The organism is Pseudomonas sp. Hz4, from assembly GCF_054898165.1.
The window spans coordinates 4,219,622-4,245,428 of sequence record NZ_CM142719.1 but is presented as its reverse complement, the minus strand read 5'-3'; the positions used below and the strand labels follow the sequence as shown (position 1 = coordinate 4,245,428).

General features: G+C 57.3%; 26 protein-coding genes, 1 tRNA gene and 1 pseudogene. 19 read left to right on the top strand and 9 right to left on the bottom strand.

Features of this window, described 5'->3' with window-relative positions; genetic code table 11:
* Positions 1-153 precede the first annotated feature (153 nt).
* Complete coding sequence (locus tag ACYZTR_RS19345) at positions 154-1,635, bottom strand: methyl-accepting chemotaxis protein (protein WP_461973344.1); 1,482 nt, start codon at positions 1,633-1,635, stop codon at positions 154-156.
* Positions 1,636-1,813: 178 nt separating this feature from the next.
* On the opposite strand from ACYZTR_RS19345, the gene ACYZTR_RS19340 reads away from it, so the two are divergent.
* The 4 genes from ACYZTR_RS19340 (at position 1,814) to ACYZTR_RS19325 (ending at position 3,630) form a co-directional block, all read left to right on the top strand.
* On the top strand, positions 1,814-2,344 hold the full coding sequence (locus ACYZTR_RS19340; protein WP_461973343.1) for a hypothetical protein: 531 nt from the start codon (positions 1,814-1,816) through the stop codon (positions 2,342-2,344).
* 82 nt (positions 2,345-2,426) lie between these two features.
* Complete coding sequence (locus tag ACYZTR_RS19335; RefSeq protein WP_262169451.1) at positions 2,427-2,618, top strand: PLDc N-terminal domain-containing protein; 192 nt, start codon at positions 2,427-2,429, stop codon at positions 2,616-2,618.
* Between the two features lie 222 nt (positions 2,619-2,840).
* A complete protein-coding gene (locus ACYZTR_RS19330; RefSeq protein ID WP_461973342.1) occupies positions 2,841-3,074 on the top strand; it encodes a hypothetical protein in 234 nt (77 codons plus the stop codon).
* A gap of 214 nt (positions 3,075-3,288) precedes the next feature.
* A complete protein-coding gene (locus ACYZTR_RS19325; RefSeq protein WP_059404670.1) occupies positions 3,289-3,630 on the top strand; it encodes a ribonuclease E inhibitor RraB in 342 nt (113 codons plus the stop codon).
* A 305-nt stretch (positions 3,631-3,935) separates the two neighbouring features.
* Here the strand turns inward: ACYZTR_RS19325 and ACYZTR_RS19320 are convergent, their stop codons facing one another.
* Positions 3,936-4,757, bottom strand: coding sequence for a c-type cytochrome (locus ACYZTR_RS19320; protein ID WP_461979802.1), 822 nt, complete (start codon positions 4,755-4,757; stop codon positions 3,936-3,938).
* 583 nt (positions 4,758-5,340) lie between these two features.
* Here ACYZTR_RS19320 and ACYZTR_RS19315 point away from each other — a divergent pair.
* The 3 genes from ACYZTR_RS19315 to ACYZTR_RS19305 all read left to right on the top strand — a co-directional run bounded on the left by ACYZTR_RS19315 (position 5,341) and on the right by ACYZTR_RS19305 (position 9,533).
* Positions 5,341-6,546 carry an acetyl-CoA C-acetyltransferase gene (locus ACYZTR_RS19315; protein ID WP_461973341.1) on the top strand — a complete coding sequence of 402 codons (1,206 nt, stop codon included), beginning with the start codon at positions 5,341-5,343 and terminating at the stop codon, positions 6,544-6,546.
* Between the two features lie 24 nt (positions 6,547-6,570).
* Complete coding sequence (locus ACYZTR_RS19310) at positions 6,571-8,715, top strand: 3-hydroxyacyl-CoA dehydrogenase NAD-binding domain-containing protein (RefSeq protein WP_461973340.1); 2,145 nt, start codon at positions 6,571-6,573, stop codon at positions 8,713-8,715.
* 95 nt (positions 8,716-8,810) lie between these two features.
* Positions 8,811-9,533 carry an amidotransferase gene (locus ACYZTR_RS19305; RefSeq protein ID WP_461973339.1) on the top strand — a complete coding sequence of 241 codons (723 nt, stop codon included), beginning with the start codon at positions 8,811-8,813 and terminating at the stop codon, positions 9,531-9,533.
* 51 nt (positions 9,534-9,584) lie between these two features.
* On the opposite strand, the gene ACYZTR_RS19300 is transcribed toward ACYZTR_RS19305, so the two are convergent.
* The 3 genes from ACYZTR_RS19300 to ACYZTR_RS19290 all read right to left on the bottom strand — a co-directional run bounded on the left by ACYZTR_RS19300 (position 9,585) and on the right by ACYZTR_RS19290 (position 12,345).
* The gene (locus tag ACYZTR_RS19300) at positions 9,585-10,556 is read right to left on the bottom strand and encodes a magnesium and cobalt transport protein CorA (RefSeq protein WP_461973338.1); all 972 of its coding nucleotides are present in this window, start codon (positions 10,554-10,556) and stop codon (positions 9,585-9,587) included.
* Positions 10,557-10,718: 162 nt separating this feature from the next.
* The gene (locus ACYZTR_RS19295) at positions 10,719-11,441 is read right to left on the bottom strand and encodes a 1-acylglycerol-3-phosphate O-acyltransferase (protein WP_461973337.1); all 723 of its coding nucleotides are present in this window, start codon (positions 11,439-11,441) and stop codon (positions 10,719-10,721) included.
* A 214-nt stretch (positions 11,442-11,655) separates the two neighbouring features.
* Positions 11,656-12,345 (bottom strand): crotonase/enoyl-CoA hydratase family protein, encoded by a 690-nt coding sequence (locus ACYZTR_RS19290; RefSeq protein WP_461973336.1) that lies wholly within the window; start codon positions 12,343-12,345, stop codon positions 11,656-11,658.
* Positions 12,346-12,653: 308 nt separating this feature from the next.
* Between ACYZTR_RS19290 and ACYZTR_RS19285 the strand changes: the two genes are divergently transcribed.
* The 9 genes and pseudogenes from ACYZTR_RS19285 to ACYZTR_RS19245 all read left to right on the top strand — a co-directional run bounded on the left by ACYZTR_RS19285 (position 12,654) and on the right by ACYZTR_RS19245 (position 16,211).
* Positions 12,654-12,743 (top strand) — tRNA-Ser (locus ACYZTR_RS19285).
* Between the two features lie 198 nt (positions 12,744-12,941).
* Positions 12,942-13,124, top strand: a complete 183-nt coding sequence (locus ACYZTR_RS19280) for a hypothetical protein (protein WP_274073285.1) — start codon at positions 12,942-12,944, stop codon at positions 13,122-13,124.
* A gap of 312 nt (positions 13,125-13,436) precedes the next feature.
* A pseudogene (locus tag ACYZTR_RS19275) lies at positions 13,437-13,695 on the top strand (YbjQ family protein); the annotation flags it as partial.
* A 144-nt stretch (positions 13,696-13,839) separates the two neighbouring features.
* Positions 13,840-14,028, top strand: a complete 189-nt coding sequence (locus tag ACYZTR_RS19270) for a hypothetical protein (protein WP_461973335.1) — start codon at positions 13,840-13,842, stop codon at positions 14,026-14,028.
* A 333-nt stretch (positions 14,029-14,361) separates the two neighbouring features.
* The gene (locus ACYZTR_RS19265) at positions 14,362-14,733 is read left to right on the top strand and encodes a bacteriocin (protein ID WP_461973334.1); all 372 of its coding nucleotides are present in this window, start codon (positions 14,362-14,364) and stop codon (positions 14,731-14,733) included.
* Positions 14,734-14,916: 183 nt separating this feature from the next.
* Positions 14,917-15,345, top strand: a complete 429-nt coding sequence (locus ACYZTR_RS19260) for a glycine zipper domain-containing protein (RefSeq protein ID WP_461973333.1) — start codon at positions 14,917-14,919, stop codon at positions 15,343-15,345.
* A 127-nt stretch (positions 15,346-15,472) separates the two neighbouring features.
* A complete protein-coding gene (locus ACYZTR_RS19255; protein ID WP_461973332.1) occupies positions 15,473-15,661 on the top strand; it encodes a hypothetical protein in 189 nt (62 codons plus the stop codon).
* Between the two features lie 107 nt (positions 15,662-15,768).
* Positions 15,769-15,981 carry a hypothetical protein gene (locus ACYZTR_RS19250; RefSeq protein ID WP_461973331.1) on the top strand — a complete coding sequence of 71 codons (213 nt, stop codon included), beginning with the start codon at positions 15,769-15,771 and terminating at the stop codon, positions 15,979-15,981.
* Between the two features lie 98 nt (positions 15,982-16,079).
* Entirely contained in the window at positions 16,080-16,211 is a 132-nt protein-coding gene (locus tag ACYZTR_RS19245) for a hypothetical protein (protein WP_461973330.1), read from the top strand.
* A 297-nt stretch (positions 16,212-16,508) separates the two neighbouring features.
* On the opposite strand, the gene ACYZTR_RS19240 is transcribed toward ACYZTR_RS19245, so the two are convergent.
* Together ACYZTR_RS19240 and ACYZTR_RS19235 are read right to left on the bottom strand one after the other, a co-directional pair.
* Entirely contained in the window at positions 16,509-16,907 is a 399-nt protein-coding gene (locus tag ACYZTR_RS19240; RefSeq protein WP_461973329.1) for a hypothetical protein, read from the bottom strand.
* Positions 16,908-16,910: 3 nt separating this feature from the next.
* Entirely contained in the window at positions 16,911-21,764 is a 4,854-nt protein-coding gene (locus tag ACYZTR_RS19235; protein ID WP_461973328.1) for an RHS repeat-associated core domain-containing protein, read from the bottom strand.
* Between the two features lie 262 nt (positions 21,765-22,026).
* Between ACYZTR_RS19235 and ACYZTR_RS19230 the strand changes: the two genes are divergently transcribed.
* Positions 22,027-22,722: an HAD-IA family hydrolase gene (locus ACYZTR_RS19230; RefSeq protein ID WP_461973327.1), complete on the top strand. Its 696-nt coding sequence runs from the start codon at positions 22,027-22,029 to the stop codon at positions 22,720-22,722.
* Positions 22,723-22,792: 70 nt separating this feature from the next.
* Here ACYZTR_RS19230 and ACYZTR_RS19225 read toward each other — a convergent pair whose 3' ends face one another.
* Positions 22,793-23,539 (bottom strand): 3-oxoacyl-ACP reductase family protein, encoded by a 747-nt coding sequence (locus ACYZTR_RS19225; protein WP_461973326.1) that lies wholly within the window; start codon positions 23,537-23,539, stop codon positions 22,793-22,795.
* Positions 23,540-23,820: 281 nt separating this feature from the next.
* Between ACYZTR_RS19225 and ACYZTR_RS19220 the strand changes: the two genes are divergently transcribed.
* Positions 23,821-24,027, top strand: coding sequence for a hypothetical protein (locus ACYZTR_RS19220; protein ID WP_461973325.1), 207 nt, complete (start codon positions 23,821-23,823; stop codon positions 24,025-24,027).
* Between the two features lie 164 nt (positions 24,028-24,191).
* Positions 24,192-24,806, top strand: a complete 615-nt coding sequence (locus ACYZTR_RS19215; protein ID WP_461973324.1) for a YitT family protein — start codon at positions 24,192-24,194, stop codon at positions 24,804-24,806.
* 213 nt (positions 24,807-25,019) lie between these two features.
* Here ACYZTR_RS19215 and ACYZTR_RS19210 read toward each other — a convergent pair whose 3' ends face one another.
* Positions 25,020-25,760, bottom strand: coding sequence for a phosphoadenylyl-sulfate reductase (locus ACYZTR_RS19210; protein ID WP_461973323.1), 741 nt, complete (start codon positions 25,758-25,760; stop codon positions 25,020-25,022).
* Positions 25,761-25,807: the final 47 nt, after the last annotated feature.

Here is a 25,807-nt window from a genome sequence, read left to right as displayed (position 1 = left end):
CTATCGAAGTGATAGGTGTCATGGTCAATATTGATGGTGACCGGGCTGACGCTATCGCGAGCAAGCTCGCTCCCACATGGGATCTTCAGTGACCATTGATTTTTGGTACAAAAGAGATCCACTGTGGGAGCGAGCTTGCTCGCGATGGCGTTATCACAGCTTCAGCTGCCCGATAGCCTTGCTCAATTCCCCAGCCAACGCCGCCAGTTCATGACTGGTGGTCGCCGAGTTCACAGTCTGCTGCACCGTGGTCTCGGTCACATCCCGAATGCTCACGATCGACCGATTCATCTCCTCCGCCACGTGGTTCTGCTGCTCGGCCGCCACGGCGATCTGCGTATTGCTTTCGCGCATCTGCGCCACTGCGCTGGTGATTTCCGCCAACGCTGCGCCCGCTTCCTGAGCCTGCTGCACGCAATCGTCGGCCTTGAACGAGCTTTCCTGCATGAAGTCCACTGCGTCCCGAGTCCCGGCCTGCAACGCCGAAACCATGATCGTGATCTCGTCAGTGGACGTCTGGACACGCTTGGCCAGGTTGCGTACTTCATCAGCGACAACCGCAAAGCCACGACCCATTTCACCGGCACGGGCCGCTTCGATGGCCGCATTCAGCGCCAGCAGATTGGTCTGCTCGGCGATGCTGTGAATCACACTGACCACGCCGTTGATCTTCTGACTGTCCTCGGCCAGACGCTGAATCATCTCGGCAGTCTGCTGCACCCCGCTGGACAACCCGGCAATCGACTTCTGCACCCGACTCACCACTTGCTGCCCGCTGCCGGCCAGGGTGTCGGCGGTTTGCGAAAGGTCGCGAGTGGAGCCGGCGTGCTGGGCAATGTGATAGACCGTGGCGGTCATTTCGTTGATCGCCGTGGCGGCCTGGTCGGTTTCACTTTGCTGACCGAGCATGCCGTGACGCACCTCGTTCATGCTCGACGCCAGCCGCGCCGCGCCGACATCCAGTTGCCGGGCGGTACTGGCGACGGTGTTGACCACCCGCTGGTAACCGGCCTGCATGGCGTTGAAAGCATTGGCCATCTGCCCGACTTCATCAGTGCAGGCCAGCGGCACACGGGCCGACAGGTCACCGGTTTTCTCGACGTGAAGCATGACGTCCTTCAGCGTATTGAGCTGGCTGAGCAGGAAGCGGATCAACAACTGCGAAGCGCCGAGCATCGCCAGCATCAGGATCGCTACCGCCACTGCATAGTTGGGAAAACGCTCGCCAAATACCTGGGTCAGGCTCGGGCCATGGGCAATCACCGCGACCTGATTGCCATCCGTGCGCGTAAACACTTCGGCCCCCATCAACGGGTTGGCGCCGAACAGCGGCATGGCATTGATCCCGATCCAGCCGTTGGTATCGGTCAGTTCCAGTACCGGCTGCCCGTTCAGCAACGGTGCCTGCCCGCGACTGAAGGTCAGCACGTTATCGGCTTTGGGTAGCGGCTGCCCGGCGGGCCAGGCGCCGAGCAGTCGCGCCTGGGCTTGTGCCGATGCCTGGGCGGCATGGCTGCGGGCCTGTTGTTCGAGTTGCACGGCATAGATCACCAGCAACAAGGTCGTGACGAAGGCGACGGCGTTGACCGCCCAGAATTTGTATTTCAGTGAGATATTGCTAAGCCAGGCACCCATGGAGGTCTTCTCTGATAGCGGAAACAGTTTCGGCAAGGTGCCAGTATTTTGCCGCTACTCAGTGGGTCGGACCTTGATGTGTGTCAACAATCCAGACCCTGCTCGCACACAGGAATTGCGGGGCGTAATGCGCTATCCTTCGCGGCTTCAAAATTCCCTCGCTACAGGATTCCGCCCCATGAAAGCCGCACTCGTCGAACTCATCAGCAAAATAAGCTCCGGGTGCATGAGCGATGACGAAATCCTGAAAGTCGCTGACGAAGCGGCCCAGGCCTACGCCGATCCCGAGGCTTTTCTGACGGCCAATCCGGACATCAACTACGACGACACGTTCCCGATTCCGCTGGGTGAGTGGGTGGTCGTGGGCAGCCTGCCGGAAACCGTGCTGTTCCAGGCTGACACCTACATGGACCTGTTCGCCCAGATCGTCGCCTCGTTCGGGCCCGGCGTTGATTTCAACATCAAACCCAAGCAACTGGCCAAGACCGAAGCCCTGACCGCGCTCAATCGCATTCAAGTGCAGATGAGCAGCATGAACAAGGAAAACGGCGGCTACGTGCTGATGAACTTCAGTCAGCTGCTCGACGATGGGCTGCAAGTGGTACTGGTCTACGGCAGCGACGTGCCGCGCGTGCTCGAGTTATGCGCCGAAGTCGGCATCACTGCCGCACCGTCCCTGGAAGCCCTGAAAGTGGCGATCCACGTCTGAAGCCCACAAGACGCTAATAAAACGGAACCGTCGCAATGGCCGGCTATCCTAAGAGTGCATACCACTCTTAGGGAGCGTCACCATGGGTTCCACGTTCAACGGTCTGATTGGCCTGATTATTCTCGCCCTGGACATCTGGGCCATCATCAACGTGCTGAAAAGTGGCGCCACCACCGGGATGAAAATCGTCTGGGTGCTGTTGATCCTGCTGCTGCCGGTCCTGGGCCTGATCATCTGGGCCATCGCCGGGCCGCGGGGTAACGTCCGAATCTGATTGCATTCCCGAAAACGACACCGAACCTGTGGGAGCTGGCTTGCCTGCGATTCAGGCGGCACGGTCTGTCAGGCATACCGCGGCGATCCCATCGCAGGCAAGCCAGCTCCCACAGGATCTGCGTTTTTCATGCTTCTACGCCGTAATCGATTTGAACGATCAGTCAGGGCAAAAGTCCAGATAGATGTAAGCCCATTTGCGGGTTTGATCGAGGAGGCACTGATGCAAAAGTGGAAAATCACTTTCGTGGATGATCACGGCGAAACAGTCGACGAAGTCTTTGAGTGCGACGAGTGCCCGGACAACGAACAAGCCGCCAAGCTCATCAAGGCCCGGCTCCTTCCTGTCGCCGCCGAACTGGATCTGAATGATCTGGAAGGGCGAACCGCTGATGCAAGCGTCAAAAATCTTAAAACCCAGAACAGCATACAAATCCTCGGCATTACTCCCGTCTGATACCTCTCCCTTCACATTCGCAACCAGGCCTTGGCAGCGGCTCTATCTTGGGGCTACTCTGCAAGCAAGATCAGCGAACGGATCGCTAAGGTCTGGTCTTGTCAGCTACATGCTTGCTTCCCACCGGCAATGTTGTTGCCGCATCGCTCGCCCCATTCGGTTGCGAGTGCCGGGAATACGGAAAGTCTATCCATCAATCTGAGGGGGACGATTCATGAGCACAGCCTATCAAGAAGACATCAGCAGCAGCGTGTTGCGCCGCATGAAAGAAGGCGGCTTTGACTTTTCACGATTTCATCCCATCGAGTTCTACGCCATTTTCCCGGACGAGGAGCGGGCGCGCAGGGCGGCGGGGCATTACTGTGGTGAATCCTTGAATGCACAAATCAGCGTGCGTGACGACGGCGCGTGGTACCTGGAACTGAGCAAAGTGATGTACGCCACCTATGACGGCATCGGCGACTTTGAGCAGGATTTCGAGGCGGTGGTCGAGCCTTTGGGCGGCATCATCGAAGGATGGGGCGTCAAGCAGGAGGTACGAGGGCTACTCGCATAACGTTATGAACAGTAACAACACTCAGCAACGGCTGACCTCAGGGTTGGCCGTTTTCGTTTTCGCGGGGCAGAAAACGTACCTGGCAAAACCCTGAAACAAGAATCCGGCGCAAAAAAAGGTGTTTGTGTCGCCAACGCCGATGCCTGCGCCGGTGATTTCGGCGCAACAACAGTAGTCCCTCACCTGATCGTTCCCACGCTCCGCGTGGGAATGCAGCCCGGGACGCTCCGCGTCCCTACCGAAGCCGGACGCAGAGCGTCCATTGACGCATTCCCACGCAGAGCGTGGGAACGATCGGCGATCGACTAGGGTTTAACTTTGCGCCCAGCCATATGCTTCAAATACCCCACCAACATCTCCAGATCCCCATCCGGCAACACCGTCGCCGAGAACCCGGGCATTTTCGCCTGCGGCCATTGACGCAAACTCTGCGGATCACGAATGTAGCGCTTAAGGAAATCCGCACCGAAATACTCGGTCGGGTTAAACGGAATATTCAGATCAGGGCCGAACTGCGCATCCCCGGCACCATTCAATCGATGACACGCCAGGCAATTTTTCTGGAACAGCGCAAAGCCCTTGTTCACCGGATCGTCGGCCTTAAGCGCCGGATCGGGCAACAGGGCAGGGAAGCGCTCGGCCACCGGTGCCATGCGCTTGATGCTCGCCACCTGAAATGGCCATTGCTCGGGGCTGATGTCGCCCGCCTGCGGATCGGTCCAGACCAGATAGAACGGTCCGGCGCCGGGCTTGCCTTCCGCCAGCGTTGGCCACGGCTTGGTGGACTCTTCAATTGCCAACCATGCGCGCGCACCCTGGGTATTGAGCAACGGCGCAGCCGACAGTTCTGCGGCAAAGCCATCCAGGGCAACTGCCTGTAAATGATCTTCAGGCTTGATGCCGGTCAACAACGCAGCCACCGGAACAGCGCGATAGCTCATGTCCCGTTTGTAAGACACGTCGTTACTGATCGTGATGGTCTGAACCTGAGAATGCTTGAGCAACTCCTCGGTTTGCCAGGTGCGACTGCTCCAGCCCAGCTCAAGGTTCAGCTGTGCGGCAGACAGAGGCGTGCTGAGCAGCAAGGCCCCGAACAGAATGAGTGTTTTCAAGTGATCGCCGTCCATGTCGTGGAAGTGCCGCAAAGGTTGGCACACCCACGCTGGCCCGGGTAGCGAGCCAGTCACATTTTAAAGAGGACGATATAAAATCTGTCGCTAAGTCAGCCGATCACCTTGGTCAGGTTCGGCAAAATCAACAACAGCGTAGTGGCGAATAGAATGAGCCCGGCTTGACGTACTTTCGATTGTTTGAACATGGCTTGACCGCCTTTATTGTTATTTCCCGATGCCTGCCTGCATTTCTCCATGACGGCAGAGCGTTGCACTTCCTGTTTGACGAGCGCCTCGGCAAAACCCGACGACAACTTCGTACAAGTTCACCTTAGAGCCCGCGTCACGCTTGGTTTAGATCCATTTCGTATGGACTTCATATAATTTGCGCTTAAAAAGGCATGAGGCCTATTGCCAGCTTCTTGGACGCCCGTTTGCTAGACAGCTTGGTGTACTGAATCGGTTAAACCGGAGGTTGACTACCGTCCGTCTGAGCGTGACCGTCAATGTCAGTGAGCGTTGCGGTCATTGAAACCATGGGCGCTCGGCCTAAGAGTGGGGACTCTGTATTTACTCCCCGCCCAGGTTCGAGGACGTCATGACCCAAGCTTTGATTTTCGACGCGTTACGCACGCCCCGCGGCAAAGGCAAGGCGAATGGCGCCTTGCACAGCGTCAAACCGGTGAACCTGGTAGCCGGGCTGCTAACGGCGCTGCAACAGCGCACTTCCCTCGACACAAGTCAGGTCGACGATGTGGTGCTTGGCTGCGTGACGCCCATCGGCGACCAAGGCTCAGACATTGCCAAAAGCGCGACCCAGGTGGCCGATTGGGACGTCAGTGTGTCGGGTTTACAGATCAATCGCTTCTGCGCATCGGGGCTGGAGGCGGTGAACCTCGGGGCGATGAAAGTGCGTTCCGGCTTCGAAGACCTGGTGGTGGTCGGCGGCGTCGAGTCCATGTCCCGCGTGCCGATGGGCAGCGATGGCGGCGCTTGGGCACTGGACCCGCAAACCAATCTTCACAGCCATTTCGCCCCTCAGGGCGTGGGCGCTGACCTGATCGCGACGCTGGAGGGCTTCAGCCGTCAGGACGTCGATGCCTATGCGCTGCGCTCCCAGCAAAAGGCTGCGCGGGCAAGGGCCGACGGTTCGTTCAACAAGTCGCTGGTGCCGGTGCAGGACCAGAACGGCATCATCCTGCTCGATCACGATGAATTCATCCGCGCCGAATCGACCCTGGAAGGCTTGGGCAAGCTCAAGCCGAGCTTCGAAATGATGGGGCAAATGGGCTTCGACGCCACCGCGATTCGGGTCTACAGCCATGTCGAGCGGATCAACCACGTGCACACCCCGGGCAACAGCTCCGGCATCGTCGATGGCGCGGCGCTGATGCTGATCGGTTCCGAGGCCAAGGGGCGGGCGTTGGGCTTACAGCCACGGGCGCGGATCGTCGCCACCGCAGTTACCAGTACCGATCCGACCATCATGCTCACCGGCCCCGCACCGGCTACCCGCAAGGCATTGGCCAAGGCCGGGTTGCGGGTCGAAGACATCGACCTGTTCGAGGTCAACGAAGCCTTCGCCTCGGTGGTGCTGAAATTCATCAAGGACATGGCGATCGACCCGGACAAGGTCAACGTCAACGGCGGCTCCATCGCCATGGGCCACCCGCTGGGTGCCACCGGCTGCGCGATCCTCGGCACGTTGCTCGATGAACTGGAAACCCGGCGCCTGCGCTATGGCCTCGCGACGCTGTGTGTCGGCGGCGGCATGGGCATTGCCACCATCATCGAACGCCTCTGAGCCCCGACTTAAGGAACAAGTGACATGACCGAAGCCATTCGTTACGAAAAAGGTCAGGACCAGATCGTCGTCCTGACCATCGACATGCCGGGGCAGAGCGCCAACACCATGAACGCGGTCTACCGCGAAGCCATGGCCGCTTGTGTCGCCAGACTCGTTGCCGACAAAGATGCCATCGCCGGCGTGATCATCACCTCGGCCAAAAAAACCTTCTTCGCCGGTGGCGACCTCAATGAGTTGATCAAGGTCGGCAAGCCCGAAGCCAAAGCCTTCTATGACAGGGTGCTGTCCCTCAAAGGGCAGCTGCGTACCCTGGAAACCCTTGGTAAACCGGTGGTCGCGGCCATCAACGGCGCCGCGTTGGGCGGCGGTTGGGAAATCTGCCTGGCGTGCCATCACCGGGTTGCGCTGGACGATGCTTCGGTGCAACTCGGCTTGCCGGAAGTGACCCTCGGCCTGCTGCCGGGTGGCGGCGGGGTGGTGCGCATGGTGCGGATGCTCGGCATTGAAAAAGCCTTACCGTACCTGCTCGAGGGCAAGAAAATCCGGCCGCAGCAGGCGTTGCGGGCAGGGTTGATTGATGAGCTGGCGACGGATCGTGATGAACTGCTGGCCAAGGCTCGTGCCTGGATTATCGCCAATCCTGCGGTTGTGCAGCGCTGGGACGTGAAGGGTTACCGGATTCCGGGTGGTACGCCGTCGAACCCGAACGTCGCGCAAATGCTGGCCATCGCGCCGTCGATCCTGCGCAGCAAAACCCATGGCTGCATGCCCGCGCCAGAGAAAATCCTCTGCGCCGCGGTGGAAGGTGCTCAGGTGGATTTCGACACTGCGCACCTGATCGAAACCCGTTACTTCACCGAGTTGACCACCGGGCAGGTGGCGAAAAACCTGATTGGCACCTTCTGGTTTCAGCTCAACGAGATCAATGCCGGTGGCTCGCGGCCCCAGGGCTTTGCGCCTTACGTGACGTGTCGCGTGGGTGTGCTGGGCGCCGGCATGATGGGCGCCGGTATCGCCTTTGTCAGCGCGTCGGCCGGCATCGACGTGGTGCTCAAGGACATCAATCTTGCGGCAGCGCAGAAGGGCAAGGCGCATTCGGCGGCGCTGCTGGACAAGAAGGTTGCTCGTGGCCAATTGAGTGCTGATCAGCGCGATGCAACGCTGGCGCGCATTCACCCCACAGAAAGCGACGCCGATCTGGAGGGTTGCGATCTGATCATTGAAGCGGTGTTTGAGGATCGCGATCTGAAAGCCAACGTCTCTTCGGCTGCGCAAAAAGTCGTTGGCCCGGACGCGGTGATTGCTTCCAACACGTCGACTTTGCCGATCAGCGGCCTCGCTACCGCCGTGCCGGATCAGAGCAAGTTCATCGGTCTGCATTTCTTCAGCCCCGTGGAAAAAATGCCGCTGGTGGAAATCATCAAAGGCGCCCACACCAGCGACGAAACCCTGGCTCGCGGGTTCGATTTCGTCCTGCAAATCAAGAAAACGCCGATTGTGGTCAACGACAGTCGCGGTTTCTTCACCTCGCGGGTGTTCGGCACGTTCACCAACGAAGGCATCGCCATGCTGGGCGAAGGCGTGAGCGCGCCGATGATCGAGACCGAAGCGCGCAAGGCGGGCATGCCGATCGGACCTCTGGCGATCTCCGACGAAGTTTCCCTCAGCCTCATGAGCCATATCCGCCAGCAAACCGCCAAAGACCTGCAAGCAGAAGGGAAACCGCTGATTGAGCACCCGGCGTTCGCCGTGATTGACTTGCTGCTCAACGAATACAAACGGCCCGGTAAAGCCGCAGGAGGCGGTTTCTACGATTACCCAGCCGGTGGCCAGCGGCACTTGTGGCCGGAATTGAAAACTCGCTTCGAGAAGGCTGACGGGCAGATTTCGCCGAAGGACGTGCGTGATCGGCTGCTGTTCGTGCAAGCTATCGAAACCGTGCGTTGCGTGGAGGAAGGTGTGCTGACCTCGACGGCGGACGCCAACGTCGGTTCTATCTTCGGTATCGGCTTCGCCGCCTGGACCGGCGGCGCGCTGCAGTTCATCAACCAGTACGGGGCGAAAGACTTCGTCGCCCGAGCCCAATACCTGGCGGAGCAGTATGGCGAGCGATTCGCACCCCCTGCGCTGCTGCTGGAAAAAGCGGTCAAAGGGGAGGTCTTCTAAGGGACGTATGACGCCTTCCGGGGCTTGCCTTGTCAGGGTGTTTCGAGGCAGGCTCTGAGGTGTGCATTATTCCCATCACGTGTCAGGTATTTTTTATGTCGTTACGCATCTGCATTCTGGAAACCGACATCCTGCGTCCAGAACTGGTCGATCAATATCAGGGTTACGGGCAGATGTTCCAGCGTCTGTTTTCGCAGCAACCCATCGCTGCCGAATTCACCGTCTACAACGTGATGCAGGGCGAGTACCCGAGCGATGATCTGACCTTCGACGCCTACCTCGTCACCGGCAGCAAGGCCGATTCCTTCGGCACCGACCCGTGGATTGAAACCCTCAGGACTTACCTGCTGGCCCGCTACGAGCGCGGCGACAAACTGTTGGGCGTGTGCTTCGGCCATCAACTGTTGGCGCTGCTGCTGGGCGGCAAGAGCGAACGTGCCCCCCAAGGCTGGGGCGTCGGCACCCACAGCTACAAACTCGCCGCCAAGGCACCGTGGATGAGCCCGCTGAGGGAAGAGCTGACCTTGCTGATCAGCCACCAGGATCAGGTCACCGCGCTACCGGAAAATGCCACGGTTATCGCTTCCAGCGAATTCTGCCCGTTTGCTGCGTATCACATCAACGATCAGGTGCTGTGCTTCCAGGGGCATCCGGAATTCATTCACGATTACTCGCGCGCGCTGTTGGATATTCGTCAGCAAGCGCTGGGCGAGCAGATTTATTCGAAAGGTATGGCGAGCCTTGAGCACGAGCATCACGGCACTACGGTTGCGGAATGGATGATGCGGTTTGTGGCCCACAAACCTCAGAGTGTCTGAAACTGATCGTTCCCACGCTCTGCGTGGGAATGCATCCCCCGACGCTCCGCGTCACAGCCACCCGGATTTCTTGAAACTCGCCCACAAACCCACACATCCCACCGCAATAAACCCCAACACCGCGAAATACCCGTAATGCCACGTCAATTCCGGCATGTTCTGGAAGTTCATCCCGTATATCCCGGCCACCGCCGTCGGAAACGCCAGAATCGCCGCCCACGCCGCAAACTTGCGCTGCACCAGGCTTTGGCGTGACGCCTCCAGCAACACCCCAACCTCAATGGTCTGGCTGGCAATATCCGCCAGGGTCGTCAAGTCTTCCATCTGCCGCGTCACATGGATCTGCACATCGCGAAAGTACGGCCGCATGTTCTTGTCGATGAACGGAAAGCTCAGCCTCTGCAGTTCCTCACTGATCTCCACCATCGGCGCCGCATACCGGCGCAAACGCAGTACATCGCGGCGCAAGCTGTGGAGCTTCTGGATGTCGTGTTCATTCAGGTGGCTATAAAGCACGTTGATCTCCAGCGCATCGATCTCGGCATGGATCGCTTCGCCCACCGGCTGGTAGTTTTCGATCACGAAGTCGAGGAGGGCATAAAGAACGAAATCCTCCCCATGTTCGAGCAACAGCGGTCGCGCCTCACAACGCTGTCGGACATGAGCGTAGGACGCCGAGTGACCATTGCGTGCGGTAATGATGTAACCGTTGCCGGCAAAGATATGAGTCTCGATGAACTCCAGTTTGCCTTCATGCCGGATCGGCGAATAGGTGACGATAAACAGCGCATCGCCGAAGGTTTCCAGCTTCGGTCGACTGTGTTTTTCCAGGGCGTCTTCGATGGCCAGTTCGTGCAGGTTGAACTGGCGTTGCAGGTTGGCCAGCTCCTGCGCGTCCGGCTCTTCCATGCCGATCCACACAAAGTGGTCAGGCTTGGCAGCCCAGGCAGCGCCTTCGTCGAGGGTGATATTGGTGACTTTCTTACCGGCGCTATAAACCGCAGCAGCAACAACTCTACCCATGATGGTGGTTCACTTCTTAGTGGCAGCTGTTTATTGGCAGCTTCTATTGGTAAAGAATGGCAGTGCCAGGCAGTGCTCAGCTTCGCCTTGTCTGCTGCTTGAGAGTCAGCAAAGTCTGCAGAGTTCGCAGGCAAAAGAAAACCCGCACTGGGCGGGTTTCTTTTACGCGGCTTGCAGTTGCCGATCCATTGACGCGATGCACTCGCGCATCTGCTCGCGGCATTGGGCGATCAGCAGCGGCATATCATCCAGGCTCAATCCAGCCGTAGGAATCGCCGGTAGCGAGCGGATCAGAATCTTCCCACTGCGCCAGCGGTTCAATCGCATGTGTTTAACGTAACTGCTGACACACACCGGAACGATCGGCACCCCAGCGGCGATGGCCATTTGAAAGGCGCCTTTCTTGAACGGCAGCAACTCTTCGCCCAGGTTGCGCGTGCCTTCCGGGAAGACCCAGATCGAGGTGTCTTCATTTTGCAGCGTGTGAGTCGTGGTTAACATCGACTGGCGCGCTTTCTGCGCATTGCCGCGATCGATCAGCACGTTGCCTGCCAGCCAGAACAACTGACCAAACAGCGGCACCCACTTCAGGCTCTTCTTGCCGATACACACGGTGCGGTGGGGCACGACGTTGCCGAACACAAACAGATCGTAGTTGGACTGGTGGTTGGCGATGATCACGCAACTGTCGGGTTTATCCATCAACGGTCCAACGTCGGCCTTCACCCGCAGACGCAAAATGCACATTGCCGGCCATGCATAAAGACGCGCGCACAAACGGCTGTTGTCCGGATTGAACGGTCGGCACAGACCGAGCACCACCCCGAGCACACCGGCCAGAATAAAGTGCAGGACCATCAATAACATACGAAACACAAAGAGCATTTACAGGCCCCACCGAGACAAAAAGGTGGCGCAGTGTACGGATGTGCACTGTTTTCGGCAATTGCCACTATAGAGGTGGGAGATAGGCGATGTTTGAGCGCATGTTTCCGACTTATGGGTCAGACGCAACCTAGAGCGGTTGTAGGCTTTTCAACAGAATACGTAAGAAAAAGCCCGACACGACGGTCGGGCTTTTCGATTTTTCAGGTTTTGCTTAAACCAAATGTTCCTGATCCTGGATGATCGCGTTGTCCAGCGTCTCCAGCAGCGCTTTGCGCACTTTCAGCTTGGTGTTTTTGTGAGCCGTCATGTTGATCTTCTTCAACTGACGAGCCGCCGCCAGCGCCGCGCCCTGCAACTCTTCGGCCGACACCACCAGGTCGAGGAAACCGGCATCCACGGCGTTCTGCGGATTAAACATCTCACCGTTGATGACGGAGCGGTGGAACGCCGACTTGCGCAGACGATCACGGGCCAGTTCGATCCCGGCGTGGTGCATGGTCATGCCGATCTGCACTTCGTTCAGACCAATGCTGAACGGGCCGTCGACACCAATGCGGTAATCCACCGACAACAGTAGGAACGCGCCCTTGGCCACCGCATGCCCAGGGCACGCCACGATCACCGGGAACGGGTGCGACAACAGACGACGAGCCAGCGTCGAACCGGCAGTCACGAGCGCCACGGCCTCTTTAGGACCGGAGGTCATCACCTTCAAGTCATAACCGCCCGACAGAATCCCGGGCGTACCGGTAATGATCACCACCGCACGATCAGTCACCGCCTGATCCAGCGCAGCGTTAAACGCAGCAATCACGTCCGGGGAGATGGCATTGACCTTGCCATTGCTCAAGGTCAGGGTCGCGATACCGTCTTCGAGATGGTAGGAAATCAACTCACTCATGACGCTATTCCTTTGAATAAAGTAGGGCAGACGTTACCCACCGCCGTAGGCCAGGTAAAGCGCTGTGACTGACCACCCAGTCATCCTTTTCCCGCCCGGCGAGCATCGCCCGCCACGCCAGCCGCGTATTCCCCTCTATATAGAAGCGGGGCGCGACGCCGGAGATTGGCCGGTTTGCCATGGCCCGGAACTCACCGGAACGACTAAATCGCTAACCGCATGAAAATTCTGAAAAAAATATTTGCCATCGGAAAAGCTTTCGACTACATTAGCGCGCCTCGACAGACAGAACATGTTTGAAGAGATACGGTGAAGTGTCCGAGTGGCTTAAGGAGCACGCCTGGAAAGTGTGTATACAAGAAATTGTATCGAGAGTTCGAATCTCTCCTTCACCGCCAAATTCGATGTAACCAAAACCCCTGATTTCGAGAGAAGTCAGGGGTTTTGTGGTTTCTGGTGTCTGGATTTCCTGACATGACTCGTTTCGGAAGGGGTACTCGGTTTGCGCCTTTAGGGTACAAAATGAATCAACGGGCAAGGCACATGACGCGGCCCATTATCTGGATGGACGCACGCACGTTATGCAGGCATTCACCATGAAACAGGCCGAACTGGAAAAGGTTCACGTGGAGATCGTCAAGCTGATGGCTGAGCAGCGCAAGCTGAACGCCGAAGCCGGGAAGATGACCCGTGAAACTTTTTGGTATCCGGTGGCTGTGGCGACTGGGTTGATTGGCACGGTGGCCACTGTCACAGCAGTGTTGGTCAAGCTGCTCTAATACTTTGGGCCGTCCACCTGACGGACTGCCCAACCCCCTCGAATGGAATCGACACCATGTCTCATCCTCGCGCCGCTTCCCGCCGCATAGCTATTTCCATCACTGCCGTGTTGATGAGCACCGTCTCCTTTTTCGCCACCGCATCCACGCCTAAGACTTTCCCCGATCAATCTCGCGGCCACTTACACCGAGGCAATGTCGGTGACCAAGTCCGTGATCGGCACGTTAGGGCACGTTCAACGGTCAGCAAATCGTACACAAAGCGGTGGTCGACGATATCCGCCGCGGCGGCGGAAAAACAGGCATTCGCCCAGTGCCGAGTCGGTGCAGGGGTGTCAACGCTATGCGCGATATGTTCGCCGGGATGCGGGATTTTTTCGGTGGACGCTCTCCGACAATGGAGCGGGCGTTGAAGGACGCACGAATTCAGGCAACCGACGAGCTCAAGGAGCAGGCACAGGCGCTTCAGGCCGATGCGGTTGTGGGGCTGGATTTTGAGATCTGCGTGCCTGCCGGGAAGGGCGGGATGGTGGTGGTGTTTGTGACCGGGACGGCGGTAAAACTGCGGTGAGTGAAGCAAGGGGCCATTCGTCGGGGATGCAACAATCTGAATCACAAGTCCAGTAATGACCGGCTAGTCTCAAAATCCTGGGTGGTCGATATTTTTTTGGCAAATTGGGCTTGCCGGTGTCGATCCTTTTGAGAGGGGAAAGGTATGACTGATCCGTATATCGAAGAGGAAGGGGCGGAGTTTCCGATCAACAATTGCGTCCAGTGTGGCCAAACGGAGTATGTGGCAGGCTTTGGTGAAGACCCGGTCCAAAACAAAAAATTGAAATCTGCGGTGCGCCGAGGGCCCAAGGCGAAGTTTATGCCCAAGGTGGCGGCGCCTGCCAGGAAGTAACTATCAACCGTACAGACCCCCGCCATCGAGCGGGGTTTTCATTTTCATGAGGTTGGCGCTTGGGATTTTGACAACAGGCACATCACTGGCTGTTGGTAACTTCTTTTCACAAACTTTTCACACCTACCTACGTAGGCTCAACTCATCCGTTAGAAAGCAGTACCTGGCCCGTTCCCCAGCGGGCTTTTTTTCGCCTGTCATAAAACCTTTTCTATAAACGTTGTCCAACCGTCGCCTATAGCGAGGTTGAACCCGTGCGTGTCTGGACTTTTACTCCTCTAAAGCATTCAATCTCGCCCCTTTCGGTTACCCCCTTTTTTTGAGGTTCTTGTCATGCGTTTAACACTGCCTGCTCTGGTTTTAGGGCTTTTGGGTGCTCAAGGTGCGATGGCTGCTGGTGATGGCACTGCCGCGATCGGTGGTGGTTTGGGTGGCGCGCTGGGTAATGTGGTCGGCCAGAGTATGGGCGGCAGCACCGGTGCAGCGATTGGTGCGGGTGTCGCGGGCGCGGCCGGCAGCGCTGTTGCCGCACGCAAAGGCAGCCGCACTAAAGCAGCCATTGGTGGTGGTGTCGGCGCGGCTGGCGGTTCGGTGATCGGCAACAGCCTGGGCGGCAAGACCGGTTCCACCATTGGCGCAGGCTTGGGCGGCGCATTGGGCGGCGGCGTGGGCAGCAACCTGGCCAAAGGTCACAAGCGCCACTGATCCTGATCTATAAGTTCAAAACGCCCGGCTTCATGCCGGGCTTTTCGTATCGAGATGTTTCTTCTTCATATTCTTCGGGACTACAGCTGTCCAACAATCAGCGCTGACGTGGGGAAGAAGATAGACTCACGGCATCCGTAACGCGTTCTCTTACCCCCGATACGGAATTTAGAGGTTCATATCATGCGTTTGACATTGTCCACGTTGTTTCTGGGACTTTTGGTCGCTCAAGGTGCAATGGCAGCCGGTGACGGCACCGCTGCAGTTGGCGGTGGTATTGGCGGTGCGCTAGGTAACGTGGTCGGCCAGCAAATGGGCGGCAGCACGGGTGCAGCGATTGGCGCCGGTTTGGGTGGCGCGGCAGGTAGCGCGGTCGGCGCAAACAAAGGCAGCCGCACAGAAGCGGCGATTGGTGGTGGTTTGGGGTCGGCTGGTGGCTCGGTGATCGGCAATAGCATTGGCGGTTCTACCGGTTCGACCATTGGCGCAGGCCTTGGCGGCGCGGCGGGTGGGGCAGTCGGCAACAACCTGGGTAGCGACAGCGGCAGTTCGCACTCCGGTAGCGGCCAAAAGCATAAGCATAAAAACAAGCACAAAAACAAACATCACTGATTCGACATCAGCTACACCAGGAACCCGGCCCAGCGCCGGGTTTTTCGTTTCTGGTAGTAGGACTCTGGAACGTTTGGTCGTAGGTTGCCTCGAACTTCATACACCCCAGAACGTTGTGAGGCATGCCATGACTCCTAAAACCGAAGGCAAGGAAGAAAAAGGCCCGAGCGGGCTTCCGTTCATTAACGATCCCGGAAACGAAGACCCTGGCTCGCTGATGGATGACGCAACGGTGCCGCTCAACGATTCAGATGATGCAGGCGATGTCGGAAATATCGAGTTTGAAGACGAGGAAGAAGACCAGGACGACGATTGACCGTGCTTTGCGACAGGCTCGACCGATCGTCTCTCTGATCGAACGCATGCATGGCGCAATCCTCGAAATGTCAGGGCCTGCTTTTCAGGCCCCTCGAGAGGTGCTATATGAACACTGATCCGAAAGACGCCGACATCGACGAAACTCCCGAATATCCATTGCCTTCACCGACCGATTCCCTGAGTCGAGATCAACGTCCGCCTGATGATGACACTGCTGTGGAGCAATTGCCGTCTGAGGAAGTGAAGCGTGGGGACGTGGAAGCTGACCCTGAAGACCCGGATATTGCTGGTGATGACGGCTCAAACGAATCGAGCTGAATATATGCTTTGGTACATCGCCGCTCGTCGATTGTGCGGTACTTTTAAAATGCGATCGCTGCCAGAGTTCAGGTTCGCATCCTTAAAGGAGATGCACCATGAACAGTTCAAAACTCACGACCCTGACGGTGATCGGCGTGTTGTCGGCCAGCTCAATGTCGCCGTTTGCTCAGTCTTCCGGCACCGATGCACCTGTGGATAGGGCGGGATACCCCCGTACTCTGAAATGAATGCGGGCTCTACGGACGGAAATGCACTGCCACCTGGCACCATTGACGGTGGGAATGGTGGTGATGCAAACGGGAGTAGTACCAGCCCGAAGGCGGGAAGCGGGGATGGTGGAGGTTCGATGGAGAGCGGCTTTGAATCGCTTCAGTATCCAGTTTAAAGATCGGCTGTTAACGGTTTAATAGAAATCCCGTTTACACAAAATCAGGGACACCCTCGGATGGTTAGGTCCGAATTCTTTCCGGATGATGAGCCCAGTTCTAACTGGGCTTTTTCCGGATACGGTATCTTCGCGCTAGCTACTCGTCGGAGATATCAGACTCAACCCATCGCATGAAAAACTCTTCCTGAACCTCAGGGTCGTTTGTCAGGTTGCTTTCCTCATAATCAAAGATACTCACTAAATCACTTCTTAATGCTTGTTTTCCCAGTGTCAGTTCATATGCCTTTACGCCTAACGACATCTGTGAGGACATACTAGAGGGGTGTACGTTTATTTTTGCTCCTTTACACAAAAAAGTTACATCACGATGGTCTTCCCTGACATGACCCAGGCATTTGTAAAAATCGTCACCAGAGTATGAGTTTCGATAACCATCCTCCATAACGAAAGTAATGGTTAGGTTTTCTGAGTTACAGAGAAGCTCAGCGGATTGACGCACACCATTATTGATTATAAAAATTTTTACGCTGTCCACGATCTATTTCCTGTTCGGATTTAAGGTGGTTTGACCAGATGAGCGACCATCAGCGCCGATAGGGGTTGCACCGAGAATGTCTTCCCTTTTGACTCCGCCTTGAATTGCTAACTCTCGCTCGCTACCAAACTTATATTTTTTACCAAGCTCTGACGTCAAATCTCGTCCAGGGATCATCCGTATGGTGTACAAAAAACCGCTTCTCATGTTGAATTTAGTCGCGAAATCGATTCCAACCTCTCTAACTGGGGTAGTGCTTACAAAATTGCTCGGAGGCTTGTTACTGTCTAGGGAATGGAGCAGCAAGTCATTGCTGTCGCCCTTGGTTTTAAATCCTTGTTCAAATATCTCATCTGGGTGGCGACCGTCTCCACGATATAAATATAATTCCTCTGGGTATGATGGGAGTTGAGCTTCCCCCTCATCAACTTTAACCTTCCCAACCGGATCCTCATCCCCAAACGCCGGCCTCTTACACCCATCCCCCCCAGGACACTCACTCAACCCCAACGGATCAACCCACCCCGTAGGGTTCCGCGTGTACTGATAGCCGTTTAACCCACCCGCCAACTTGCTCGGATCCGGTGTCAGATACCGTCCAACATCCGGATTGTAGTAGCGATGCCGGTTGTAATGCAGGCCCGTTTCCGCATCGAAATACTGTCCCTGAAACCTCAACGGCTGATCAAGCACTTGATGAGTGTCGCGGTTGAGGCGGGTCAGGCGGCCATACGCTGTGTATCGGGCGGCCCAGATGATGTCGCCGCTGTAGTCGGTGAGTTCTTGTGGCGTACCGAGGTGGTCGAGTTGGTAGTAGAACGGACAAGCCTGGCGTGGGCCTTTGCCGTCGAGCATCGCCAGTGGGCGGAAGCTGCCCGGCTCGTAGACATAGCTGCGGTAATGTTCTCGACTACTTTCAGCGACGAGGTTGTCGCCCTGCCAGAAGAATTCGGTGGTGTTGCTATCGACAGTTTTGGCGATGCGGCGGCCGAAGGCGTCGTAGCGATAACTGGCACTACGTCCATCCGGCAGCGTGACGCCTACTAACTGGTGCTGGCAGTCGTAACGATACTCGGTGACCAGTTTTTGTGCGGTGCCGCGGCGCTCGCGGATCAGGTTTCCAAAGGCGTCGTAATCGTAATGGCGGTCGCCTTGTATCAATAGGCGATTGCCTTTGACGGTGGTCGGGCCTGGACAATCTTGCATCACCAGGTTTCCGGCCGGGTCATGGGCGAAGCTTTCGGGCTGTTGGTCGCGGGAGTGGCGGACGCGGATCAGGCGGTTCAGTGGGTCGTAGTCGTAGCGGCGTTGGCCGTGACGAGTGTCGGCAATGCTGTCGAGATTGCCGTTGGCGCTGTAGGCATAGTCGCGGCGATACAGCGGTTGTTGCTGTTGGCTGACGGCGTGGGCTTTCAGGCGACCCTGATCGTCGTAGGCATATTCGCTGAGCAACAGGCCTTGCTCGCGTTGCTGTTCGCGGCCGGAGGCGAAGTGGTGGGTGGTGAGCCGGGCGCCATTGAGGTCGATCGCCGTCAGCGCACCGCCCTTGGCGTGGTGGTAATCGAGTTTGCTGTTGTCCGGCAGGCGCAGGTGGTTGAGCTGGCCGCAGGCGTTGTAGGCATAGCGTAAAGTGCCCCAGCCCTGATGCTCGGTGATCAGGCGATTCTGTTTGTCGTACTCGAACTCCAGCGGGTGATCGTTGCTGTCATCGACGCTGACCAATCGGCCGAGGCTGTCATAGCGATACTCGACGTTAACGCCATCGGGCAGGTTTTTGACCAGCAGACGTCCAGCGCAATCCCGTTGGTAATTCGTGAACAGCTCTGAGCCGTTATCGCCGAACTCGATTTTCTCCAACAGGTGGCCATTGAGGTCGTAGGCATACGCCGTGCGTCGGCCATCGAAACCGGTTTCCTGTCGGATCAATCCGTTGGGTGTGTAGTCCAGTCGATAGTGTTCGCCGGATTCATTTTCGATTTCCGTCAGCAGTAGCTGCGCATTGTCGTAGCGATAACGCAGTTGCGTTCCGTCAGGGTTGATCCGGCGACTGACCAGATGCAGGTCATCGTCGTACTCAAAACGGGTGACGCGCCCCAGTTCATTGCGTTCGGCGGTGATCTTGCCGTAGGCGTTGTAGCTGAAAGCGCGGCTGGCGCCCGTGGGAAGAATCGTCTGGATCAGACGCCCGACAGCGTCCCATTGGTATTGAGTGACAGCACCCTGTTCGTCCTGACGGGTGATCTGCCGACCCAAAGCGTCGTAGGAAAACCGTCGCTGGCTACCGTCCGGCAAGGTCTCTTCTAGCAGTTGCCCTAAGGCGCTCCACCCGAAGACATGCCGACTGTTGTCTGGATAACGGATCGACAGCACCCGTCCTTGAGCGTCGTAGTGATGGTGAGTGACATGACCGTCAGGATCGGTCGCTTCCGTGACGTCACCCTGAACATTGCGCTGATACTTCCATACCGCTTGACCGCAATACCGCGCGTGTAGGAATCCATTGCGATATTCGTAGGACGTCGGCTCGTCTTCGGGCGGGATCAGCGCAATCAGTCGTCCGATCTCGTCATAGCGGTATTGGGTAATTGCCCCCAGCGGATCCTGTTCGGTCAGCAACCGACCGTTGTTGTCGTAAGCCTTAAGGTGTTCTGCGCCATTGGGTTCGACCCGATGCACCAGTCGCGCCTGTTCGTCGTGCTCGTAAATCTCCTCGCTGCCGTCGGCGTTTTTAACCACCACACTGCCGTTGTCATCCCAGACATACCGCGTGTCCATCTGGGAAAACGACGCCCAATGGCGGACGCATCGGGCAGCCTTACCGGACCTTTCCCACTCCCAGTAGAAACTTGCTCCAGCGGCCAATTGCCGTTGCAGGATCACGTGCTGCTCGTCGTAGTCGTACCGTTCGCTTTCGCCGGCGGCATTGGTCGCCTCGATCAAGCACTGACAAGCGTCATAGCGGTAGGCAACCAGTGTTTGCTCGGTGCGCCAGGCGTCTTCCAGGGTGTCGGCCGGATGAAAACTTTGATACTCGACGGCAACTATGTGTCGGCGGTCATAGCGCAACAGCAGGGAACGCCCGGCGCCGTTGTCGAGGCGCTTGATCCTGTCAGAAGTGTCCCGCTGCACCGTCAGCTGATTGCCATAGGCATCGCTGACGGCCATCAGCCGCCCTGTACGAAAGTGGTAAAACCGCGCTGTCTCGCCAGCCAGAGCGAGGATCAGTTCTTCGGGCTCATCACCTAGATAAATCGCCGCGCGCGACAGGCTGTTATGAATCGCCGGGCGCTCGACACTCGGAAGAGGAAAAGTCGTACGACGGTTTTCGTGGTCGGTCCAGACAACCTGTGCTTCGTCGATGTCCAGCCGATGAGCGAGGGAATGACTCCAGCCGAATCCGAGCCCGCAATCGATCTCCACAGCACTGGTGCGATAAAGCCGGGTGAAGTCGAACGGCAAAATCCCGTCCAGCGAACCGTCGGTGAGGGTCAGCAGTTCTTCGCCCGTGACCATCGATACCGGACAGCCGTTGGTACAGGTCAACGGTCCGCAATCGGCGCTGTCGCCGTTGGGGTTTTTTGCCTGATCGGGAGCATCGTCGCGATGCTCCTGACGAACCAGGCGGGTCATGGCCTCGGACTTTTCGCGAGCGATGGCGACCGGATTCTTTACCAGCACAACCGGTGCAGCCCCCGCGCTGATCTGCAGCGACACCGCGGGTGCGGGTTTCAGCGGAACATTCCGGGCGCTGACGGCGAGGGGTTTGAGTACGCCAGCGTGGGCGGTCAGGTCGGACCTGGCGGTCAGTTCGGCCAGCCGCAAACTCGCGGCCGCCAGCCAGTTACGTGCTCGCTCCGACTTGACCTTGTTCAGCACCTTGGCGCTTATGCCAAGTTTCAGTCCTGTAGAACCTGTGAAGCGCGCCAACAGCAATCCGATCAATATTCCTGTACGAATTTCCGCCAGGACCTCAGCGATATGCTGCGGCGGCAACATCCTCAGCCAACTGGTGATCGCCGCGAGATGAATGAACATCAACGGCTCGTCGCTCAGCATCAGCAACACATTGGCAATGGTCTCGGCCGAAGCGTCCAGCAGCGCTTCAAGTTCGACCTCGGTCAGGTACTCAAGGAGCTTTTTGCTATTGGTTTGCAGGTCCGCGATCAAGGCGTAAACCTGCTTCACGTCATCCCACAAACCGTTCAGCGAACTCTCGAAACCGCGCCAATCAGCCTGTTGCAGCATGCCGTAGCGTTCGGTGAAACCGGCCTCGGAAAACTCCGCCCACAGCGGTTGGAACTCGGTGGTCCATTCGTTGCGCAGCCAGCCTTCCAGTTCGCCGATCACGCCCTGATACGAGTCGTACAGCGCTTTGACATGCGCCGTGGAAACATTCGGAAAGAAGGTGATGCGATAACGCTGGCTGCGTTCGCAATCGGGGATTTCCAGAATGCCGCTGGGACCGACCTCGCGGTAGATCGGTTCGCCAAACATGCCTTCAGAGAGGTAAGGTTCAAGCATCACCGGCGTATTGCCGATCGGCACAAACCGCGCGGCATCGAACATGTGCACCAGGGTCAAAGAACCACTGGCCGAGCACGAAGCGACTGTCGAGCTGACTGGCGTGGTGGAATTCTTCGGCGCGCTAAGACGGACTTCATTGCCGACCTTGAACACCTGCTCGACATCCAGTGCCCTGTCGGTCCAGAAACTTTCAGCCCAGGCGTCGTAGTCATTGAGACACAGCCGAAAATCACCGAGCAGCGCGTCGACATTCGGCTGCTCAGGGTCCATGGCCGCGACCACCAGCAGCCCGATGGTGTTATTCAAGGCCAGGACCTTGTCAGGTACGAACATTCGCAGTTTCTCGCGCAGATCAATTCAGAACGCGGGACTTTGCGGGGGATCGGCGTGGAAAGAAGTCGGGAAAGTAGGTGTTTGGTGTAGGGGGAATCGCTAACTGACGGAGAGCACTTTGGCGCAGGTGTTAGTACCGATCAGGTATTGCCCGTTGCCCTATGCCAGTCGCGCTCGGTATGCTGCTGAATCCTTTAATCGATCGCGGACCCGGCCGTACCTGAGCCGCCTCTGGGATGTCATCAGAAAACGGACAGATGCGATGAATGCACCGCTGAATGAATTCGGCCCGATCAAGGCCGTGATTTTCGATATGGACGGCCTGTTGCTGGACACCGAGGGCATTTACACCGAGGTCACGTCCATGATTGCTGCGCGTTACGGTCGAGTCTTCGACTGGAGCGTCAAACAGAACATCATCGGCCGTGGCGCGGGTGATCTGGCGCGTTATGTGGTCGAGGCGTTGGAGCTGCCGATCACCGCCGAAGAGTTTCTGGTGATCCGCGAACCGCTGATGCGCGAGCGTTTTCCTACAGCGTTGGCGATGCCTGGCGCACAGGAGCTGGTTCGGCACTTGAAGGCCAACAACATTCCGATCGCGGTGGGCACCAGTTCTTCGCGTCAGTCGTTCGGCCAGAAAACCACCTTGCACCGCGACTGGTTCGCGCTGTTCGATTTCATTGTGACGGCCGATGATCCGGAAGTAGGCGCGGCCAAACCGGCGCCGGACATCTTCCTCACGGCGGCGCGGCGCCTGGGTGTCGCGCCCGAGGATTGCCTGGTGTTCGAGGATTCGCCGTTCGGTGTCACAGCGGCGAAAGCGGCGGGGATGACGGCGATTGCGATCCCGGATGCGGCGATGGCTGACGAAAAATACGCACACGCCGATGGCATTCTTCGTACGCTGACAGCGTTCAACCCGAGCGCCTTCGGCCTGCCGGCGCTTGAATGGGCTTAAAGCTGCGTACATAAAAACGCCGGCAACCTGATCAGGGTTACCGGCGTTTTTTTATGCGTGATTCAGAACATCAGGCGCCGAAACCACCGTCGATGGTCAGACTGGCACCGGTAATGTAACCGGCTTCTGGGCCGACGAGGTAGGCGACGAAACTGGCGATTTCTTCCGCTTTGCCGTAGCGACCCACGGCCATCAACGGGATCAGGCTTTCGGCGAAGTCACCACTGGCCGGGTTCATATCAGTGTCGACCGGGCCCGGTTGCACGTTGTTGATGGTGATCCCGCGCGGGCCGAGGTCGCGAGCCAGGCCTTTGGTCAGGCCGACCAGCGCCGATTTGCTCATGGCGTAGGGGCCACCACCGGCGAAGGGCATGCGGTCGGCGTTTGTGCTGCCGATGTTGATGATGCGGCCGCCTTCGGTCATGTGTTTGGCAGCGGCCTGGGTGGCGATGAATACGCTGCGCACGTTGATCGCGAGGGTGTGGTCGAAGTCTTCAAGTTTGAACTCTTCCAAGGGTGCAACGGCCAGCACGCCTGCGTTGTTGACCAGAATGTCCAGGCGACCAAAGGCTTTAACGGTGGCGGTCACGGCGTTGCGGATGGCCTCGGCGTCGGCGCTGTCAGCCTTGATGGCGAGGGCTTTTCCGCCGTTACCGGTGATGCTGTTTTGCAATTCTTCGGCTTTGGCCGTGGAGCTGACGTAGGTGAAGGCGACTGTCGCGCCTTCAGCAGCCAGGCGTTGGACAATGGCGGCGCCGATACCGCGGGATCCGCCTTGAATCAAAGCCACTTTGCCGCTGAGGTTCTGAGTAGTCATATCGATCTCCAAAGTCCCGAGGCAAAATGTCTCGGTTGAAGGAGTCTAGTATCGATTCGGTTGCCCGCTGCAGGCTATGACAAGGTCATTACTACCCTGATACAGGGTTAATTTAACCCTTCATGTTGTAGTTAAAATCACCCTGCAAATTTCAAGCTATTGATAAATAGCCAGTTAATGTTTGGCATGAATAATGACCTATTTCAATTAAGCCTTCCTTCAGCGAAACGAATCAAAATCGTCTTTCGCTGAGGGCCATCCCGCACCCATGGGTGATTCTTGTGTTTGAAGTTTTCGGTGGCAACCTTGAACAAAGTGCCGAGTGTTTTGCGGCCTATCGTGCTGACTCTAAACGCTCGTTCGACGGGGACGGTACTCGTTCAGATCAGAAGGATTCCTGGTCGATGGCCGGCCTGCAACGGGCGGGCATCGTCGCTTGCGTGCTGACAATGTTTGATGTGGGTATTGTTTACTTATGTGTGCGTTAATGGTGTATCGATAATAATTATATGTGTCCCATTGCCTTCGCTTTTATTGTTCTTGCGTGAGTTGTTGATTTTGAGTGCCGTGAATCAGCCATCCGAGGCCGGATTCTGTTTCGGATGCTGAGGATCAATTTTGCCGCGAAACTCCCTGCGATTGAGCATTCTGTATGGTCCAAGTCACTCCAATTCCCTGTGTGCAACACACCCTGCTAGAAGATGTTCTGGCCGTGCTGGTCGGCACGCTGATGGTCTCGTTCGGGATCATGTTGCTACGCCAGGCGGGTGCACTCACCGGCGGTACGGCAGGGATAGCCTTCCTCATTCATTACGCGTCGGGTGTCTCATTCGGTACGGCCTTCTTCTTCATCAATCTGCCGTTCTATTACCTCGCCATCCGGCGCATGGGCTGGGCGTTCACCCTCAAGACCTTTTGTGCCGTCGCATTGGTGTCGCTGTTCACTGACCTGCATTTGCGCTTTATCCATATCGATCAACTCCAGCCGATCTATGCCACCTTGTTCGGCAATCTGATCATGGGGTTGGGGTTCATTGTGCTGTTCAGGCACAAGGCGAGCCTGGGAGGGGTCAACATTCTCGCACTCTACCTGCAGGACCAATTCGGTATACGTGCGGGCAAACTGCAATTGATGGTGGACGTTATGGTCATGTTCGCTTCGCTGTACGTAGTGACTGTGCCAGCGCTCATCATTTCAATCGCGGGAGCGGTGGTGTTGAACCTGATCATCGCGATGAATCATCGGCCTAACCGCTACGCAGCGTAATTTTCGGCCTGTCCGCACACGCACACGCACACACACACACACACAAACGGCACCTATGGTGACATTCATGTGTACACATTTTGTAAGGCGTACATCAAACCTGTGGGAGCGAGCTTGCTCGCGATAGCGGTATAGCAGTCGACATAGATGTTGAATGTCCGTCCGCCATCGCGAGCGAGCTCGCTCCCACAAGGGATCTCACCAGGCTGAAAGTCAGGCCTTGGATTTGCTGATGATGTTACCGGCATGCAAGCCGCATTCTTTCTGTGTCGCTTCCTCCCACCACCAACGACCTTCGCGCTCGTGCTGGTTCGGCAACACCGGACGGGTGCATGGTTCGCAGCCGATGCTGATGAACCCGCGTTCGTGCAAGCTGTTGTACGGCAGCTCCAGCATGCGGATGTAACCCCAGATTTCTTCGCTGGTCATTTGTGCCAAGGGGTTGAATTTGTACAGGGTGCGTTCCGGGGTAGAGAACGCGGTGTCGATTTCCAGCACCGCGACGGCGCTTCGAGTTCCAGGGCTCTGATCCCGACGCTGTCCGGTGGCCCAGGCCGTCACGCCCGAGAGCTTACGACGAAGCGGCTCAATCTTGCGGATGCCGCAGCATTCGCCATGGCCATCCTTGTAGAAACTGAACAGGCCCTTTTCCTTCACAAAAGGTTCGAGTCTGGTGTAGTCCGGCGACACCAGTTCGATGTCGATCTTGTAGTGCTCGCGCACCTGATCGATGAAACGGTAGGTCTCGGGGTGCAAGCGACCGGTGTCGAGGCTGAACACCTTGACGTTCTTGTTCAGCTTCCAGGCCATGTCCACCAGCACCACGTCTTCGGCGCCGCTGAAAGATATCCACAGGTCATCGCCAAACTCGGCGAATGCGAGTTTCAAGATGTCCTGGGCGGATTTGTTGGCATAAGTCGTGGCGAGTTCCACGACATCGAACGTTGGGCTCATCAGGGCGGCTTCCTACAGGTCGGTGGCGCTGGGCGCTCTATATGGCC